This is a genomic window from Nocardioides cynanchi, from assembly GCF_008761635.1.
Classification (GTDB): Bacteria; Actinomycetota; Actinomycetes; order Propionibacteriales; family Nocardioidaceae; genus Nocardioides; species Nocardioides cynanchi.
Genome location: NZ_CP044344.1, coordinates 2,571,238 through 2,588,678, shown reverse-complemented (window position 1 = coordinate 2,588,678; position 17,441 = coordinate 2,571,238). Strand labels below are relative to the sequence as shown.

The following is a 17,441-nucleotide window of genomic DNA, read 5'->3' as shown; positions in this document are numbered from 1 at the left end:
GTGTGCCTGAGGACGCGGTGGGGCGCCTCGTGGGGCACACGACCTGATGTGTCGTCGGTCAGGCTGCGTCATGCGGCCGGGTGCGGGGGACGCCCAACGCGATCAGGTCCGCAGCCACCTCGTGGTCCTCGTGGTGGAGCTCGTACGTCGTACACCTCACCACGATCCGGTGACGGCTGGTCAGGCGTCTGGCTCGGCGGATGTCCGCGGACCATTGCTCGACCTCCAGATGGAAGCTCCCGTCGATCTCCAGGATCAGGACGTCGCCGCCCGGGAGATCCCATTCGCAGTCGGTCCAGCGACGTCGTCCCGCCCGGTCCACGCGTGGCGTCTGGCGCGCGGGAAGGGCCAGCCGGTGGCGTCGGCACATGCGCCGCACAGTCAGTTCAGCGGCCGAGTGGGCGCCCGAGCCGATGTCGACGAGGCTGCGCCTGAAGGATCGGGCGCGGCGCAGGGGATGGAGAAGGTCGATCCACTCCTCCAACCGGGCCGCGGTGGTGAGCCGCTGTTGGACCGAGGCAGCCAGCACGCCGTGGCCGGCACGGGGCTGCGCCTCGTACGCGGCGAACAGCAGGACCGCCGGTTCGAAGCGGACCAGGGGGAGCCCGGCCCGAGGCGAGGCGAGGAGCTGGAAGGGTCGTCGGCTGCGGAAGAACGAGATGCCCGGTACCGGCTCGAAACTGAGCTCGTCGTCCACGAGCACGGTCACCTGGGGTCGCGTCCACCGCTCGAGGCCCCAGACCTCCGCCGCAGTGAGGCCTCCGACGAGACTGCGTGGGCCGGCATGCAGGGCGCCCAACCAGCACCGCTGCTGCCACGTCAGGTCGCCGGTCGTGGTCGAGACGACCCGTGGACTCCGCGGCACCCAACGGCCCGCGGCCACCTGGTTGCGGACCCGGTCGGCGTCGAGCCCGAGGGCGAGGAGCTGACGGCGCGCAACCATGCCTGACTGGTGCGCGATCAGATCGTCGAGTGGATCCACGCGAGCGATCGTCCCGCGTCGACCGACAACGATGCCGAGCTCATCCACAGCCCCACCGGATGCTCGGGTCGTGTGCCTGAGGACGCGGCGGAGCGCGTCGTGGGGCACACGACCCGGGCACTCAGTAAGCGCAGGCCTCGGCCGCGAGCCGCAGGGTGACCCGGCGGTGCCGCAGTGACTCGACGGTGAAGACCACGAGGGCGAACCAGACCAGCACGAAGCCGATCCAGCGGCCAGCGGGCATGGCCTCGTGGAAATAGAGGACGCCGAGGGCGAACTGGAGGATCGGGGCGAGGTACTGCAGGAGGCCCAGCGTGACCATGGGCACCCGGATCGCGGCACCCCCGAAGCAGACCAGGGGCACGGCGGTGACGATGCCGGTGCTCAGCAGCAGCAGCACATGGCCGGCGCCGTGGTCGACGAAGCTGGAGCTCCCGTGCCAGGTCAGCCACGCGAGGTAGGCCAGGGCGAGCGGCCCGATCACCATCGTCTCCACGGTCAGGCTCTCCACCGCCGGCGCGTTGGCCTGCTTCTTGCACAGGCCGTAGCTGCCGAAGGAGAACGCGAGCACCAGGGCCACCCAGGGCAGCCGGCCGTAGTCGACGCTGAGCACGACGACCGCCAGCCCGGCGACCGCCATCGCGGCCCACTGGCCGGGCCGGAGCCGCTCACCGAGGATGAACACCCCCATCAGCACGGTCACCAGCGGGTTGACGAAGTAGCCCAGCGAGGTCTCCACGACGTGGCCGTTGGTGACACCCCAGATGTACGTCGCCCAGTTGACCGTGACCAGGCACGCCGCCAGGGTGAGCAGCCGCAGCACCCGGCGGTCGGCGATCAGACCGCGCACGACCGGCCACCGGCCGAGCGCGACGACCAGCAGACCCATCACCACCAGCGACCAGAAGATCCGGTGGCCCAGGATCTCCAGTGCTCCGGCCGGCTCCAGGAGCGGCCAGTAGAGCGGGAACGCGCCCCACATCGCGTACGCCGCCACCCCCAGCAGGAGGCCACGCCGAGACTCCGTGATGGCGGGACGGGCCACGCTCAGGCGACCGTCCAGGTGTCGCCGCCACCGATCAGGCCGGCCAGCCGCTCGGTGGGGGTGCCGGTGAGGTGCGCCGACGCCTGGTGGACCTGCTCGCGCGCCCGGTCGTCGTACGTCGGGCGGGAGACCTGGCGGAAGATCCCGATCGGCGCCTGGTGCAGGCGACCGGCGTCGGTCAGCCGCGAGATCGCGAACGCTGTGGTCGGGTCCGGGCTGTAGGCGTCGTGCACCAGGAGGTCGCCGGGGTCGACCTGGTCGGGCTGGTCGCCCACGCTGACCACCTTGACGCCGCCGGTCGCCTGGTCCCGGATCAGGCCCTGCCCGCCGTCGGCGCCGAAGCGGATCGGCTCACCGTGCACCAGCGGGATGATCGCGTCGTCACGGGTCTCCGGGGACTTCACCGCGTCGAACGCTCCGTCGTTGAAGATCGGGCAGTTCTGGTAGATCTCGACCAGCGACGTGCCCCGGTGGGCCGCGGCCGCGGACAGCACCCCGGTGAGGTGCCGGCGGTCGGAGTCGATGGTGCGGGCCACGAACGTCGCCTCCGCTCCCAAGGCCAGCGACACCGGGTTGAACGGGTGGTCGACCGAGCCCATCGGGGTCGACTTGGTGACCTTGCCCTCCTCGGAGGTGGGGGAGTACTGCCCCTTGGTCAGGCCGTAGATGCGGTTGTTGAACAGCAGGATCGTCATGTTCACGTTGCGACGCAGCGCGTGGATCAGGTGGTTGCCGCCGATCGAGAGCGCGTCGCCGTCACCGGTGACCACCCAGACCGACAGGTCCTCGCGCGACGTGGCGATGCCGGTGGCGATGGACGGGGCGCGGCCGTGGATGGAGTGCATGCCGTAGGTCTCGAGGTAGTAGGGGAACCTCGAGGAGCAGCCGATGCCCGAGACGAAGACGATGTTCTCCCGGCGCAGGCCGAGGTCGGGCAGGAAGCTCTGCACCGCCTTCAGCACGGCGTAGTCGCCACAGCCCGGGCACCAGCGCACCTCCTGGTCGGAGGTGTACTCCTTGCCGGTCTGCTTCGCGTCGTTGGTCGGGACCAGCTCGATGCCGCTGCGCATCTCGGGCAGACCCAGATCCGTCGTGCTCATCGCTCGTCTCCTCCAGCCATCGTGTCGACCCGTCCCGTGCCGATCCCGGTCAGGTCCACCTCGATCCCCTCGGCGTCGGCCACCAGGTTGCCGATCGCCTCCGCGAGGTCCGCCGCCTTCAGCGGCATCCCGTTGACCTGGTTGTAGCCGACCGCGTCGACCAGGTAGCGGCTGCGGATCAGCAGTGCCAGCTGGCCGAGGTTCATCTCGGGGATCAGCACCTTGTCGTAGCGCGCCAGGATCTCGCCCAAGTCGCGGGGGAAGGGGTTGAGGTGGCGCAGGTGCACCTGCGCGACGTGGTAGCCCGCCTTGCGCACGCGTCGTACGCCGGCGCCGATCGGACCGTACGTCGAGCCCCAGCCGAGGACGAGGACCTTCGCGTGGCTGCCGTCCGCGGCGCCGGGGTCGTCGACCTCGAGCGGCGGCAGGGACTCAGCGATCCGCTCCACCTTCGCCGCGCGGGTCCGGACCATGAAGTCGTGGTTGGCGGGGTCGTAGCTGATGTTGCCGTGCCCGTCGCCCTTCTCCAGCCCGCCGATGCGGTGCTCGAGTCCGGGCGTGCCGGGGATCGCCCACGGCCGGGCCAGCGTCTGCTCGTCGCGGAGGTACGGCCAGAACTCCGACTCGTCACCCGAGCCGTGGTTGGTGGTCGTGGCGAAGGCGGGGTCGATCTCGGGCAGCTCGGAGAGCTCCGGGATGCGCCACGGCTCGGAGCCGTTGGCCAGCATCCCGTCGGACAGGAGCATCACCGGCGTGCGGTAGGTGACCGCGATCCGGATCGCCTCCAGCGCCGCGTCGAAGCAGTCGCCGGGGGAGCGGGGCGCCACGATCGGCACCGGCGACTCGCCGTTGCGGCCGAACATCGCCTGGAGCAGGTCGGCCTGCTCGGTCTTGGTCGGCAGCCCGGTCGACGGCCCGCCCCGCTGGACGTCGATGACCAGCAGCGGGAGCTCGATCATCACGGCCAGACCGATCGTCTCGGACTTCAGGGCGATGCCCGGCCCCGACGTGGTGGTCACGCCGAGCCGGCCGGCGAACGACGCGCCGAGGGCGGCGCCGATGCCGGCGATCTCGTCCTCGGCCTGGAAGGTCGTGACGCCGAACGACTTGTGCTTGCTGAGCTCGTGCAGGATGTCGGAGGCGGGGGTGATCGGGTAGGAGCCGAGGAAGATCGGCAGCCCCGACTGCACGCCTCCGGCGATCAGCCCGTAGGCCAGGGCCAGGTTGCCGGTGATGTTGCGGTAGGTGCCCGTCGCCATCGGCGCCGGCTTGATCTCGTAGGACACCGCGAAGGTCTCGGTGGTCTCACCGAAGTTCCAGCCGGCGTGGTAGGCCCGGACGTTGGCGTCGCGGATGTCAGGCACCTTGGCGAAGCGCTTCTGGAGGAACGCCACGGTCGACTCGGTCGGACGGCCGTAGAGCCACGACAGCAGGCCGAGCGCGAACATGTTCTTGGCGCGGGCGGCGTCCTTGCGCGAGAGCCCGAACTCCTTGACCGCCTCGACGGTCATGCCGGTCAGGTCGACAGGGTGGACGGCGTACTCGCCGAGGCTGTCGTCCTCGAGCGGGTTGGCGGCGTACCCGGCCTTGGCGAGGTTGCGGGCCGTGAAGTCGTGGGTGTCGACCACGATCGTCGCGCCCTTGGGCAGGTCGGCGAGGTTGGCCCGCAACGCTGCGGGGTTCATCGCCACCAGCACGTCCGGGGCATCGCCCGGGGTCAGGATGTCGTGGTCGGCGAAGTGGACCTGGAACGACGACACGCCGGGCAGGGTGCCTTGCGGGGCCCGGATCTCGGCCGGGAAGTTGGGTAGCGTCGACAGGTCGTTGCCGTACGACGCGGACTCCTGGGTGAACCGGTCCCCGGTCAGCTGCATGCCGTCGCCGGAGTCGCCTGCGAACCGGATGATCACGCGGTCGAGCCGCTTGACCTGCTTGCTCAACGCTGCACTTCCTTCTGTGACCCGGTCGTCTCGCGCCAGGATTTCCCGGCCCGGTCCGGGAGACGGCGCAACTCCCCCACGATAGTCCGGTCCCGGGGGCGCACCGAGCCGATCCGCGCATCTGGACAGTGAGTCTGCCCACGCGGGCGGACCCCGCAGGCGCCGTGGGCGAGACGTGGATGCGCAATCCGCGGCATCGGGTGCTAATCTCTACCAAACAACGTTACTTACGTTTACTTACCACCCGAGAACGAAGGTAGAGACTCACATGACCAAGCGGATCAGGCTGGCGACGATCGTTGCCGCAGCCACGATCGTCCCGGCCCTGCTGTCCGGATGCGGCTCCTCCAGCGGCTCTTCCAGCTCCGACAAGGTCAGCGTCGTCGGCTTCTCGGTCCTCAAGACCGCCAACGAGCCGGTGATCGCCGACTTCAAGAAGACCGCCGCCGGCAAGGGCGTCTCCTTCACCACGTCCTACGGCGCCTCCGGCGACCAGTCGCGCGCGGTGATCGGTGGCCTGCCGACCGACGAGGTGCATCTCTCCCTGGAGCCCGACGTCTCGAAGATCGTCGATGCCGGCCTGATCGACTCCTCGTGGAACCAGACCCCGACGCAGGGGATCCTGACCGACTCCGAGGTCGTGTTCCTGGTTCGCAAGGGCAACCCGCTCGGCATCAAGAGCTGGGACGACCTGACCAAGCCCGGTGTCAAGATCGTCACGCCGAACCCCGCCTCGTCCGGCTCGGCGAAGTGGAACATCCTGGCGGCGTGGGCCCATGTCAGCGGCCAGGGCGGCACCGACGCCCAGGCGCAGGCGTTCGTGGACAAGCTGCTCCACAACGTGGTCGCTCTGCCGGGCAGCGGCAGCGACGCTCTCGCTTCCTTCGTCGCGGGCAACGGCGACGTCCTGCTCGCCTACGAGAACGACTCGATCGCGGCCCGCGCCGCCGGCGACGACGTCGACTACATCGTCCCCGACGACACCCTGCTGATCCAGAACCCCGTCGCACTGACCAAGGACGCCTCGACGGCCGCCAAGGCCTTCCTGAAGTTCCAGCTGAGCACCCCGGGGCAGACCGACTACGCCAAGGCCGGCTTCCGCCCGGTCATCAGCGGGATCAACGTGGACGTGCCGGGTGCGAACGACCCGAGCAACCCGTTCCCCGCGGTCAAGACGCAGTACACGATCGACAAGACCTTCGGTGGCTGGGACACCGCCAACACGAAGTTCTTCGACGAGACGAACGGCATCATCACCAAGATGATCGCCGGCCTCCACGTCGGCAGCTGACACATGTCGACTGCCGTCCTCGGACAGGACACCCGGTCGGTCGGGCGCGGCCGACCGGGTGTCCACTCGACCCTGACCCGGGGCTCCTCCGTCGGGCTCGGGGTGGCCATGATCTGGTTCAGCCTCCTCGTCCTGATCCCGCTCGCCGCGATCGTGGTCACAGCGGGTCAGGACGGTTGGCAGGGCTACATCGACACCCTGAAGAACCCCCAGACCTGGGCCGCGATCAGGCTGACCGTCACGCAGTCCCTCCTGGTCACCCTGGTCAACGTCGTGATGGGGACCTTGATCGCCTGGGTGCTGGTGCGCGACCGGTTCTGGGGACGCGGGGTCCTCGACGTCCTGATCGACATCCCGTTCGCGATGCCCACCATCGTGGCAGGGCTGGTGCTGCTCGGCCTCTACGGCCCGAAGAGCCCGCTCGGGATCAACGTCGCCAACCAGCGGACCTCGGTCACCCTGGCCCTGGCGTTCGTCACCTTGCCGTTCATCGTGCGCACGGTCCAGCCGGTGCTGGCCGAGCTCGACACAGATGTCGAGGAGGCGGCGGCCTCGCTCGGGGCGAACCGGGGCACCATCCTGCGTCGGCTCGTGCTGCCCTCGCTGGTCCCCGCGATCGCGGCCGGGGCCGCCCTGTCGTTCGCCCGGGCGATCTCGGAGTACGGCTCTCTGGTGCTGCTCAGCGGCATGCTGCCCTACAAGACCGAGGTCGTCTCGGTACGGGTCTACAGCTTCGTCGAGGGGGGTGACCAGACCGGTGCGGCCGCGCTGGCCACGATCATGCTCGCGGTCGCACTGTTCGTGATCGTCGCCCTCGACATCATCCAACGAAGGGTGGCCCGCCGTGGTTGAGCTCTCGACCCCCGCCAAGTGGGCCCTGCGCCTGGTGGTGATCTCCTACGTGTTCCTGCTCGTGGGCTGGCCCATGATCACGCTGGTCCAGAACGCCTTCTCCGATGGCCTCGGCAACTTCCAGGCCGCGTTCTCCGATCCCGACGTCGTCCACGCCATGATCGTGACGATCGAGGTGTCGCTCTGGGCGGTCGCGATCAACACCGTCTTCGGGGTCGGGATGGCGCTGCTCCTCGTGCGCTACGAGTTCCCGGGCAAACGTGCCCTCTCGGCACTGATCGACCTGCCGATGGCCGTGTCCCCGGTCGTGATCGGTCTCGCCCTGCTGCTGGTCTACAACGGCCGGACCGGGTGGTTCGGGCCGACCCTGGAGGCCCACGGCATCCAGGTGATCTTCAGCAGCCCGGGCATGATCATGGCCACCTGCTTCGTCTCGCTCCCCCTGGTCGTTCGCGAGGTCGTCCCGGTGCTCACCGAGATCGGCGACGACCAAGAGCAGGCTGCCACCAGCCTGGGCGCCAACGCCTTCCAGACCCTGCGCCGGATCACCCTGCCCGCCATCAAGTGGGCCATCGTGTACGGCGTCGTCCTGACGTTGGCGCGGTCGCTCGGCGAGTTCGGAGCGGTCAAGATCGTCTCGGGGAACCTGATCGGACAGACCCAGACCGCCTCCCAGGCGGTCGAGCAGGAGTACAACAACTTCTCCCAGGGCGAGGCCTACGCGATCTCCTTCGTCCTCGTGCTGCTCGCCGTTCTGTGCATCGTCCTCGTCTCTCTGCTGCGCCCCAAGGAGTCTTCCGAATGAGCATCGACATCTCCCACATCAACAAGAAGTTCGGTGACTTCGTCGCCCTCGACGACGTGACCGTCTCCTTGCCCACCGGCCAGCTCACCGCCCTGCTCGGGCCCTCCGGTGGCGGCAAGTCGACCCTGCTGCGGATCATCGCCGGTCTGGAGCGCGCCGACACCGGCACGATCACGATCGAGGGCGTCGACGCGACCCGCACCGCGCCGCAGAAGCGCAACGTCGGCTTCGTCTTCCAGCACTACGCGGTCTTCAAGCACATGACCGTCGCCAAGAACGTCGCCTTCGGCCTGGAGATCCGCAACCGGCCCAAGGCCGAGATCGCCGAGCGGGTCGACGAGCTCCTCAAGCTGGTCCACCTCTCGCAGTTCGCCGAGCGCCTGCCCGCGCAGCTGTCCGGCGGTCAGCGCCAGCGGATGGCCCTGGCCCGTGCGCTGGCGATCCAGCCGAAGGTGCTCCTCCTCGACGAGCCGTTCGGCGCGCTCGACGCCAAGGTCCGCAAGGAGCTGCGCGAGTGGCTGCGACGGCTGCACGACGAGGTGCCGGTCACCACCGTCTTCGTGACCCACGACCAGGAGGAGGCCCTGGAGGTCGCCGACGAGATCGTGGTGATCAACGACGGCCGGATCGAGCAGGTCGGCAGCCCCGACCAGCTGTACGACGCGCCGGCCAACGACTTCGTGATGGGCTTCCTGGGTGAGGTCACCCAGCTCGGTCAGACCCGGCTGCGTCCCCACGACATCGAGATCGCGCTGACGCCCGACCTGGCCGGCAGCACCGCCGCCGACATCCTGCGCTACACCCGGGTCGGCTTCGAGGTGCGCCTGGTAGCGGGCACCGAGGACGGCCAGGAGGTCTCGGTGGTCACCACCCGGGCCCACGCTCGGTCCCTGGGCCTCGAGGAGGGTGTCCGCGTCTGGCTGACCCCCGCCTCGGGTGCCTCGACGGTCCCGGCGATGAAGCCGCAGGTGCTCGAGACGGCTTCCTGACGCTGCCGGTCGCGATTCGCCACCGCGCGCGGATCAGGTGCAGTAGTTGTCGCAGACCTTGGTCGCCGGGAGCTGGGTGTGGCACTTCGGGCACACGTCGATCGGAGCCTCGGCCAGCCTGACCTTCTTGGCCCGAGCGCGGCGCGCTGTGAGCTGGGGGGTCAGCGCGGGGGACCCTCCGTCGGCCGGCAGGTCCGCCGCTTTGAAGTGGCGGTAGCAGGCGAGCCGCTGCAGGGCGGCGTGGTCGTCACCGTCGCCGGCGCTGTCGTCGGTCAGGTCGCCCGTGGTCGCTGCGACCGCAGCGGCGTAGCGCTCGCCCACGCTGCCGTCGGAGCTCACGCAGAGTGCGGACAGGAGGGGCTCGCCGCGGCCGAAGGAGTCGGTGGAGACCCGCTTGAGCACGTCGCCGATCCAGTAGTGCATCTGCTGCGTGCTGCGCACCCCGGTCACTCGTTGCGCCTGCGTCGCGAGGTCCTTGTAGGTGATCACCTGCTGGTAGTGCCTGGCCACCTCGATCAGGATCGGGCGGGCCGCCTCGGCCCACGCGTCGCGTGACTCCTCGATCCCCACCTCCGCAGCATCGCGCCATGCCTCGCCGGACTCGGGAAGGGCTTCGTTGACGACGATCGGGGTGGAGGACATACCTCGACGGTACTCGCCCGGCAGCGAACCAGCCCTGTCCTCGGCACGTCACCGACCATGGCGGACGGACCCGGAGCCCTCACCAATCCCGGTGATTCGCTCGCACGAGCCTTGACCGTCCTGAAGGGGGCATGTTCCCGTCGTCGGGGGTGGGTGCCAACGGGGGCCCCACCGGCAGCCTTCGGGGGATGCCTGATGTCAGCGCTGATCCGGGTGGCGGGTGCGTCCGTCCTCGCCGCCATCACCCTGTCCGGCACAGCAGCGGCACCGGTCGTCGCCGCCTCGTCGTCCACGAGCGCACCCGCCGGTCGGCTGGTCCTGGTCCAGGCCCTGCCGCAGCAGGATCTCGACATCGCGATCGACGGCAGGGTCGTGGAACGCGGCACGACCACGGGAGCAGTCCTCGGACCGATCCCGGTGGCACCCGGTGCACACCAGGTCGAGTTCTCGCACGGCACCACCCGCTTGGTCACCACTGTCGATGTCGCCCCAGGGTCGAGCAGCGACGTGGTCGTGCATCTGCCCGCCCAGGTCGACGGGAGCCCGGTCGTCAACACCTACCGCACGCCGATGGGGCCGATTCCGCCCGGCAAGGCTCGGGTCCTGATCGCCCACACCGCCACGGTGGCGCCGGCCGACGTCCGCGTCGACGGCGCGGTGGTGTTCCACGACATCGCCAACGGTGAGTACGCCACGGCGGAGGTCGCCGCCGGCGCGCACTCGGTCGCTCTCCTGCCGGCCGGGCAGGACTCACCCCCCATCCTGGGGCCGCTGCGGGTGAGCCTCGAAGCGGGCACCGTGACCATGGTGTACGCCGTCGGAAACCCCCGGACCCACTCGATGAACGTGATCGTGCACAAGACCGGGCTCGGCTCGAACGGCGCCGTCGCCCCGGCGAGCATCGACACCGGGACCGCCGGTCTCGCTGCGGACCTCCCGGTCCGGCCCTTCTCGGTGACTCCCACGTCGAGTGGCGCGACCGCTGCGACGTCGCCCTCGCTCCGACCCATGGCGACGACGATGGTCGCGGTGCTCGTCGGGCTGGCGATGGTGCTCACGGCACGACGAGGGTCGGGGCGGCGCCCCCTCAGACGACGCTGAGCTGCGATGACCCATCTCGGACAGGGACGCCGACGGCCGTCGATCGGCGTCCTGATGATCGCCGCGAGCCTGGTCGCCGGGCTCACGGTCGGTGTCCTCACCGGGGTGTGGTCGGGGCAGGGTGAGGCCCACGTCGCCGCGCCGAACCGCCGCACGGCGGAACCCGGACGCACGGTGACGACCCTGGCCGCCGTTCCGGCGCGGCGTACCGGTGCGCCGGCACCGGAGCGCCCGACCGCCAGCCGGCTCCCCGACGGCACCGTGGTCCCGATCCGGCCGGCGGGCACCACCGGCGACGGAGCGCTCGCCGTACCCGACGACATCCGAGAGGCCGGTTGGTGGCGGGGTGGGTCACGGCTCGGCGACCCGTTCGGCGTGACGCTGCTGGCCGCGCACGTCGACTCCACCACCCAGGGCCTCGGCCCGTATGCCACCCTGCTCTCCGCGCGCGCCGGCCAGCGCATCGTGCTCGCGTCCCGCCACCTGAGCCAGGCATTCGCCGTCACCTCCCTGCGGCTCGTGCCGCGCCGGACGCTCGCCCGGCGTCACCACCTCTTCTCGGCGCGGGGCGACCGGCGGCTGGTGCTCGTGACCTGCGCCGGCCCCTACGACGCGGCCCGAGGCGGCTACCAGAACCTCGCGGTGGTCACCGCCGTCCCGACCACGGAGGTCCTGAGCAGGAGCTCCCGATGAGCACGAAGCGCAACGGCAAGTGGAACCGGAACCAGCGGTCCACACCGAGAAGCATCAGCAGTGCCCAGGTGCGCACGCCGCAGCCTCGGCCGCGTCCGGTCGCACCCCGACCGGAGCCCCGCCCCAGGATCAGTGGTCAGTACGTCGGCGTGGGCCAGCGCCCCCAGCGTCACGGGCCCTCGGCAGGCGTGGTGGACGTCGCAGAGGTGCGAAGCCTCGAGCTCGTCTCGGAGCCGGTGGCCACGCCCCCGACGCCGACCCGGACCGGCGCGGCGCCGCGCCGCCTCTCCGTCTCCACCCTCATCCTCCTCGTCGTCGTGGGGCTGGAGATCGCAGCCATGGCCGTGCTCGCGTTTCATCTGGCGGCCTCGCCCCAGGACCAGGGAGCCACCGTCTCCTTCCGCAGCTACGCCGCACCGGTGCCGGTTCCGATGGGTACGGCGTACGTCCGCAGCAGGGTGGTCTCGCCCGAAGACCTCCGCGTCACCCACTGGGTCCACACCGGGGGTGACGTCAGTCGGCTGACGATCCGCCTCCCGCACGTGCCCGGACTGGCCCCCGGAGCGGTGACGGTGAGCGACCTGCTCATCGCGTCGGACGGTCAGCAGGCGACAGCGCCGGCGCTCGCGGGCCACGGGCCGGGTCAGACCTACGTCGTCCCGGCCGGCCGGCACATCTACGTCAGCTACCTGCTGCACGGAGCGCTCGACAGGAGCTCGACGGTGGCAGGACGGGTCCTCGCCCGGTTCACCGCACTGGACGTGGCCACGCCCCAGCAACCCGTCGACCGGGCCCGCTACACCGTCCTGGGTGGCCGGGTGCTGGCCATGGCGTGCTCGCCCGACCGCCCCCACGCACTGCCGCGTCCGTGCGGCGGCCCGGCCGGCGGCGCGTGGCGCGCGGTCCTGGGCAGGGGTCACACGGACGACCGGGTGATGGCTCAGCTGGACCTGTCCTGACCGGGTGCACGACCGGTCACAGCCGGGTCAGCGGTAGTTGGTGAACTGCACCGCGAAGTCGTAGTCCTGGCCCTTGACCAGGGCCTGCACCGCCTGGAGGTCGTCCCGCTTCTTGCTCGACACCCGGAGCTCGTCACCCTGGATCTGCGCCTTGACCCCCTTGGGGCCCTCGTCGCGGATCAGCTTGGAGATCTTCTTGGCATCCTCCGAGGTGATGCCCTCCTTGAGAGTGATCGAGATCTTGGACACCTGTCCGGACTGCCGCGGCTCGCCCGCGTCGAGGATCTTCAGGCTCTGCTGCCGCTTGACCAGCTTGTCCTTGAAGACGTCGAGGACGGCCGTGGCCCGGTCGTCGGCCGAGGCACTGATCTCGATCGCGTGCTCGCCCTGCCACTCGATGCTGGCGCCGGTGCCCTTGAAGTCGAAGCGGGTCGCCACCTCGCGTGCTGCCTGGCCCAGCGCGTTGTCGACCTCCTGGCGATCGATCTTGCTGACGATGTCGAACGAGCTGTCGGCCATCTTGCTGCCTCCTGGCGGTTTCGGGTCTCCGGTGCTGCCTTGCTATTCTTCCGACTTGCTGTCGCCCGGCCAAACGCGGGTGCCCGACGGCACGGCAGGTTGCCCGAGCGGCCAATGGGAACGGACTGTAAATCCGTCGCGAAAGCTTCGAAGGTTCGAATCCTTCACCTGCCACAGAGGCCTCTCGCCCACCACCATGGGGGCGAGAGGCCTCTTGGGTCTCGGAGGTACGTCGTCGTGGCTCCACGAGCGGCAGCGTCGCCGCTGCCCGCCCGACCGCACGATCCTGCTAGCGGGGCCTCAGGTCCCCGGGCGGTCGGTCCGGTCGCTGCCGAACCCGTGGGCCACGATCTCGTCGAACTCCCGTCGCATCTCCGCGCGGTCCGAGCCGTAGCGGCGGACCCAGGCCCGGCGGCGCTGCTCGAGGAGCAGCGGCGAGGTCAGGGCCACGAGGGCCATCAGCGGGAGCGCCCACAGCTCCAGCCCGTCGACCAGGCCGATCGCCACCACGGTGACCAGGGCGCACGCCGGAGCCACCTCCAGGATCGCCGGGCGGCCGGGGCGGCCCGCCTCGGTCATCAGGCTCCACGCGGTCGGCGCCACGGTCAGCTCCATCAGGGCGAACGCCACGACGGTGCCGACCAGGCCGATCCCCAGGTAGGCCAGGATCAGCCCGAGCGCCCCGACCAGGCCGGCCAGGAGTGGCCAGCCCACGTCGTACCAGATGCTGCGCCGGTCAGTGGTCCTCACCGCTTCACGGTCACCCGGGCAGCGTGCGCGTCTCCAGTGCCGAACGTCCCGAGGCTCCGGGGCGAAGGCCGGTGGGAGGCCCGCGATCCAGCGGCCATCCTCGATGCATGACCCCTTCCGCATCGCCGGGCAGCCGCGGGCGCTCTGCCGACGATCCCCCGGTGATCGTCGTCGGTGTCGACGGCAGCCAGGGCAGCGCCGCCGCGCTGGACTTCGCCCTCTCCGAGGGCCACTCGCGCGGCCTCGGCGTCGAGCTGGTCACCGGCTGGCTGGCCAACCCCCGCCAGGCGGGTCCCGGGGCCACCAGCCCGGTCGACGCCGGGCGGGCGCTGGCTCTGGCCCTGCAGGACCTGGAGCTCTCGGCGGCACTGGCCCGTGGCCTTCCGCGGCCGCCGGTCACGCACGTCGTCGTCCACGACCACCCCGGCCGGGTGCTCGCCGCCCGGTCCGCCGGTGCGGCGATGGTCGTGGTCGGAAGCGGCCGGATGAGCTCGGCCAGTCGGAAGGTGCTGGGCTCGGTCGGCGAGTACTGCCTGCGGCACTCCAGCGCGCCCGTCGTCGTGGTTCCCGAGCCCCGGGAGGCCCACGCGGAGGCGGCTGCCAGCTAGGAGGCGCCCGATGACCAGCCCCACCCTGACCTTCCTCGGCGCCACCGGCACCGTGACCGGCAGCCGGTTCCTCGTGGAGGGGGCACTGGGACGCGTCCTGGTCGACGCCGGTCTCTACCAGGGGGTCGCCGAGCTCCGGCGCCGCAACTGGACGCCCGTTGACTTCGACCCGGCGAGTCTCGACGCCGTGGTGGTCACCCACGCCCATCTCGACCACTCGGGCTACCTCCCCAAGCTGGTGAAGGACGGGTTCGCCGGGCCGATCGTGTGCCACCCCCAGACCGCGGAGCTGGTGGCGATCGTGCTGCGTGACAGCGCCCACCTCCAGGAGGAGGACGCGAGGTACGCCAACCAGGAAGGGTTCTCCAAGCACCGGCCGGCGCTGCCGCTCTACGACCGGACCGACGTCGAGCGGACCCTGCCGTTGCTGGTGCCCGCGGACTACCTCGAGCGTCGGGTCCTGGCGCGCGGCCTGGCCGTGACCCTGCACCCGGCCGGTCACATCCTGGGCTCGTCGACAGCAACGATCGAGGTCGACGGGACCCGGGTGCTGTTCAGCGGAGACCTGGGCCGGCCGCACCACCCGCTCCTGCTGCCCCCGGCCGATCCTCCGGACTCCGACGTGGTCGTGGTGGAGTCGACCTACGGCGGTCGCGACCACCCCGCGCCCGACGACGACGTGCTGGCCGATGCGGTACGCCGGACCGCGCAGCGCGGGGGGAGCGTGCTGATCCCCGCCTTCGCCGTCGACCGGACCGAGCTGGTCCTGCTCGAGCTCGAGCGGCTGCGCCGGGCCGGCCGGATCCCGGACCTGCCGGTGTACGTCGACAGCCCGATGGCGCTGGCCGCGCTCGACGTCTACCGGCACGCCACTCGGGCCGGCGGCGGGCACCTGCGCGCAGAGGCGCACGGTGCGGACCTGTTCGACCTGCCGATGGTGCACCGGGTCCGGGACGCCGACGAGTCGATCGCTCTGAACAAGCCGTCGTACCCGAGCATCGTGATCTCCGCCTCCGGGATGGCAACGGGCGGGCGGGTCGTGCACCATCTACGACACCAGCTCCCCGACCAGCGCAACACCGTGATCCTCACCGGCTACCAGGCCGAGGGGACCCGCGGCCGCCAGCTGCTCGAGGGCGCCCGGCAGCTCAAGATGCACGGGCGCTACGTACCGGTCCGGGCCGAGGTCGTGCAGGTCGCCGACTTCTCGGTGCATGCCGACTCCTCGGAGCTCGTCGCCTGGCTGGGTCGCGCTCCGCGCGCACCGCAGAGCGTGTACGTCGTACACGGCGAGCCCGCGTCGTCGGCCGCCTTGGCGGCCCGGATCTGCGAGAAGCTGCACTGGAACGCCGTGGTGCCACGGTACGGCGAGCGGGTCCGGCTGGGCTGAGTCCGCGCCGCTCGCAACCACCCCCACCCTTGAGGGTCTAGGCTCCACCCGTGGAGGACGGGGACTCCGAGGCCCAGGGCGAGCTCGCGCTCCCCTCGATGGGACTCGACCATCTCCTGAGCGAGCTCATCGAGCGAGCCCAGGACGTCAAAGGCGCCCAGAGCCGGCTGCGCACGTTGCTCGAGGCCAACCTGACCATCGTGGGCGACCTCGACCTGGCCACGGTGTTGCGCCGGATCGTGGAGGCCGCGGTCGACCTCGCCCACGCCGAGTACGGCGCGCTGGGCGTGGTGGGCATCGAGGGCATCGGACTCGAGGAGTTCGTCCACGTGGGCATCGACGAGGAAGCCGTCGCCGCGATCGGCCACCTGCCGGAGGGCAAGGGGCTGCTGGGCCTGCTGATCGAGCAGCCGGCCGCGATCCGGCTCGACGACCTCTCGCACCACGCGCGCTCGGTCGGCTTCCCGGACCACCACCCGCCGATGAAGGGTTTCCTCGGGGTGCCGGTCCGGGTGCGCAACGAGGTCTTCGGCAATCTCTACCTGACCCGTACCGACGACGTCGGCTTCAGTGTCGAGGACGAGGAGCTGGTCGCGGCCCTGGCTGCCACGGCCGGCATCGCCATCGAGAACGCCCGGCTCTTCCAGGAGTCCGAGCACCGGCAGGCCTGGCTGGCGTCGTCCACCGTCGTGACCCAGCGCCTGCTGGAAGGAAACGACCAGTCGTTCCACCTGATCGCCAGGAGTGTGCAGCGGCTGGCGGAGGCCGACCTGACCACGCTCGTGGTGCCCGACCTCGACACGGCGCAGCTGAGGGTCGTGGCCGCCGAGGGCCCGCAGGCGGCAAGCATCGAGAACGACCGCTACCTGATGTCGGGCACGCTCAGCGAGCTGGTCCTGCGGACCGGCAAGCCGGTCCGGCTGGTCAACGCCGAGGAGACCGAGAGCGTGGACGGCCGCACGATCTACCTGGCCGACCGAGTGCGGATCGGCCCGGTGATGGTGCTTCCGCTGATCGGCCGCGAGGGCGTCCGCGGCACCCTGGTCGTGGCCCGGTCGCCCCACCGGCGGCCGTTCTCCATGGCGGACGAGGAGATGGCGACAACCTTCGCCACCCACGCGTCGGTAGCGCTCGAGCTGGCCGACGCCCGCCGCGACCAGCAACGGGTGCTGCTTCTGGAGGACCGCGCCCGGATCGCCCGCGACCTCCACGACCACGTCGTCCAGCAGCTGTTCGCCGCGGGGCTGATGATCCAGGCCACCGCGGCGCATCTGACCGACGAGCGGGACTCGTCAGCGCTGAAGGGCGTCGTCGGGGCGATGGACGACGCGATCCGGCAGATCCGCCGGCTGATCTTCCAGCTGAGCCCGCCGTCGGCGAGCAGCCTGCGCAGCCAGATCCTCGACGTGGTCTCCGAGGTGCGTCCGGTGCTGGGCTGCGAGCCGCGGATCGACTTCGACGGGCCGATCGACTCCCTCAGCAGCGAGGACGTCGCTGTCGACGCCACCGCCGTGGTGCGCGAGGCGCTGACCAACGTCGGGAAGCACGCCGGCGCGTCGACGGTGGTGCTGACCGTGCACGCCACCACCTCCCAGCTCACGCTCACCGTCAGCGACGACGGGTGCGGCCTCGGCGAGGACGGCCGTCGCAGCGGCCTGGAGAACATGCGCCGCCGGGCCGAGGACCGCAACGGCTCGATGGTGCTGGCCGAGATCCCCGACCTCGGCGGGACGACCCTGGTGTGGTCCGTCCCTCTCGACTGAGGCAGCCGTCGG

At 70.7% G+C, this 17,441-nt stretch carries 17 protein-coding genes and 1 tRNA gene; 11 read left to right on the top strand and 7 right to left on the bottom strand.

Annotated elements, in window-relative coordinates:
• Positions 1 to 58: 58 nt before the first annotated feature.
• From E3N83_RS12470 to E3N83_RS12455, 4 genes are all read right to left on the bottom strand, one after another.
• Positions 59 to 982, bottom strand: a complete 924-nt coding sequence (locus tag E3N83_RS12470) for a hypothetical protein (RefSeq protein ID WP_151083559.1) — start codon at positions 980 to 982, stop codon at positions 59 to 61.
• A gap of 121 nt (positions 983 to 1,103) precedes the next feature.
• Complete coding sequence (rarD, locus tag E3N83_RS12465) at positions 1,104 to 2,027, bottom strand: EamA family transporter RarD (protein ID WP_238342882.1); 924 nt, start codon at positions 2,025 to 2,027, stop codon at positions 1,104 to 1,106.
• 2 nt (positions 2,028 to 2,029) lie between these two features.
• On the bottom strand, positions 2,030 to 3,127 hold the full coding sequence (locus E3N83_RS12460) for a 2-oxoacid:ferredoxin oxidoreductase subunit beta (protein WP_151083558.1): 1,098 nt from the start codon (positions 3,125 to 3,127) through the stop codon (positions 2,030 to 2,032).
• Positions 3,124 to 5,067: a 2-oxoacid:acceptor oxidoreductase subunit alpha gene (locus E3N83_RS12455; protein ID WP_151083557.1), complete on the bottom strand. Its 1,944-nt coding sequence runs from the start codon at positions 5,065 to 5,067 to the stop codon at positions 3,124 to 3,126. Before E3N83_RS12455 ends, E3N83_RS12460 begins: the two co-directional genes overlap by 4 nt.
• Before the next feature lie 268 nt (positions 5,068 to 5,335).
• Here E3N83_RS12455 and E3N83_RS12450 point away from each other — a divergent pair, with 268 nt between their 5' ends.
• The 4 genes from E3N83_RS12450 to E3N83_RS12435 are packed head-to-tail and all read left to right on the top strand — an operon-like array spanning position 5,336 to position 9,004.
• Entirely contained in the window at positions 5,336 to 6,358 is a 1,023-nt protein-coding gene (locus tag E3N83_RS12450; protein WP_151083556.1) for a sulfate ABC transporter substrate-binding protein, read from the top strand.
• A gap of 3 nt (positions 6,359 to 6,361) precedes the next feature.
• Complete coding sequence (cysT, locus tag E3N83_RS12445) at positions 6,362 to 7,210, top strand: sulfate ABC transporter permease subunit CysT (protein ID WP_151083555.1); 849 nt, start codon at positions 6,362 to 6,364, stop codon at positions 7,208 to 7,210.
• The gene (locus E3N83_RS12440; RefSeq protein WP_151083554.1) at positions 7,203 to 8,015 is read left to right on the top strand and encodes a sulfate ABC transporter permease; all 813 of its coding nucleotides are present in this window, start codon (positions 7,203 to 7,205) and stop codon (positions 8,013 to 8,015) included. Before cysT ends, E3N83_RS12440 begins: the two co-directional genes overlap by 8 nt.
• Positions 8,012 to 9,004, top strand: coding sequence for a sulfate/molybdate ABC transporter ATP-binding protein (locus tag E3N83_RS12435; RefSeq protein WP_151083553.1), 993 nt, complete (start codon positions 8,012 to 8,014; stop codon positions 9,002 to 9,004). Before E3N83_RS12440 ends, E3N83_RS12435 begins: the two co-directional genes overlap by 4 nt.
• 33 nt (positions 9,005 to 9,037) lie before the next feature.
• Here E3N83_RS12435 and E3N83_RS12430 read toward each other — a convergent pair whose 3' ends face one another.
• A complete protein-coding gene (locus E3N83_RS12430) occupies positions 9,038 to 9,646 on the bottom strand; it encodes a hypothetical protein (protein ID WP_151083552.1) in 609 nt (202 codons plus the stop codon).
• Positions 9,647 to 9,841: 195 nt separating this feature from the next.
• Between E3N83_RS12430 and E3N83_RS12425 the strand changes: the two genes are divergently transcribed.
• The 3 genes from E3N83_RS12425 to E3N83_RS12415 all read left to right on the top strand — a co-directional run bounded on the left by E3N83_RS12425 (position 9,842) and on the right by E3N83_RS12415 (position 12,399).
• The gene (locus tag E3N83_RS12425) at positions 9,842 to 10,747 is read left to right on the top strand and encodes a DUF4397 domain-containing protein (RefSeq protein WP_191907792.1); all 906 of its coding nucleotides are present in this window, start codon (positions 9,842 to 9,844) and stop codon (positions 10,745 to 10,747) included.
• 6 nt (positions 10,748 to 10,753) lie between these two features.
• Positions 10,754 to 11,440, top strand: coding sequence for a class F sortase (locus tag E3N83_RS12420; RefSeq protein ID WP_151083550.1), 687 nt, complete (start codon positions 10,754 to 10,756; stop codon positions 11,438 to 11,440).
• A 191-nt stretch (positions 11,441 to 11,631) separates the two neighbouring features.
• On the top strand, positions 11,632 to 12,399 hold the full coding sequence (locus E3N83_RS12415; RefSeq protein ID WP_151083549.1) for a hypothetical protein: 768 nt from the start codon (positions 11,632 to 11,634) through the stop codon (positions 12,397 to 12,399).
• Positions 12,400 to 12,426: 27 nt separating this feature from the next.
• Here the strand turns inward: E3N83_RS12415 and E3N83_RS12410 are convergent, their stop codons facing one another.
• Positions 12,427 to 12,918, bottom strand: coding sequence for a YajQ family cyclic di-GMP-binding protein (locus tag E3N83_RS12410; RefSeq protein WP_151083548.1), 492 nt, complete (start codon positions 12,916 to 12,918; stop codon positions 12,427 to 12,429).
• Positions 12,919 to 13,011: 93 nt separating this feature from the next.
• Here E3N83_RS12410 and E3N83_RS12405 point away from each other — a divergent pair.
• Positions 13,012 to 13,092 (top strand) — tRNA-Tyr (locus E3N83_RS12405).
• A 126-nt stretch (positions 13,093 to 13,218) separates the two neighbouring features.
• Here the strand turns inward: E3N83_RS12405 and E3N83_RS12400 are convergent.
• Positions 13,219 to 13,668 (bottom strand): hypothetical protein, encoded by a 450-nt coding sequence (locus tag E3N83_RS12400; protein WP_151083547.1) that lies wholly within the window; start codon positions 13,666 to 13,668, stop codon positions 13,219 to 13,221.
• A gap of 107 nt (positions 13,669 to 13,775) precedes the next feature.
• Between E3N83_RS12400 and E3N83_RS12395 the strand changes: the two genes are divergently transcribed.
• From E3N83_RS12395 to E3N83_RS12385, 3 genes are read left to right on the top strand one after another with little or no spacing between them, the layout of a single operon-like run.
• Positions 13,776 to 14,276 carry a universal stress protein gene (locus E3N83_RS12395; protein ID WP_151083546.1) on the top strand — a complete coding sequence of 167 codons (501 nt, stop codon included), beginning with the start codon at positions 13,776 to 13,778 and terminating at the stop codon, positions 14,274 to 14,276.
• Positions 14,277 to 14,286: 10 nt separating this feature from the next.
• Positions 14,287 to 15,666, top strand: coding sequence for an MBL fold metallo-hydrolase RNA specificity domain-containing protein (locus E3N83_RS12390; protein WP_151083545.1), 1,380 nt, complete (start codon positions 14,287 to 14,289; stop codon positions 15,664 to 15,666).
• A 50-nt stretch (positions 15,667 to 15,716) separates the two neighbouring features.
• Complete coding sequence (locus tag E3N83_RS12385; protein ID WP_151083544.1) at positions 15,717 to 17,429, top strand: sensor histidine kinase; 1,713 nt, start codon at positions 15,717 to 15,719, stop codon at positions 17,427 to 17,429.
• Positions 17,430 to 17,441 lie beyond the last annotated feature (12 nt).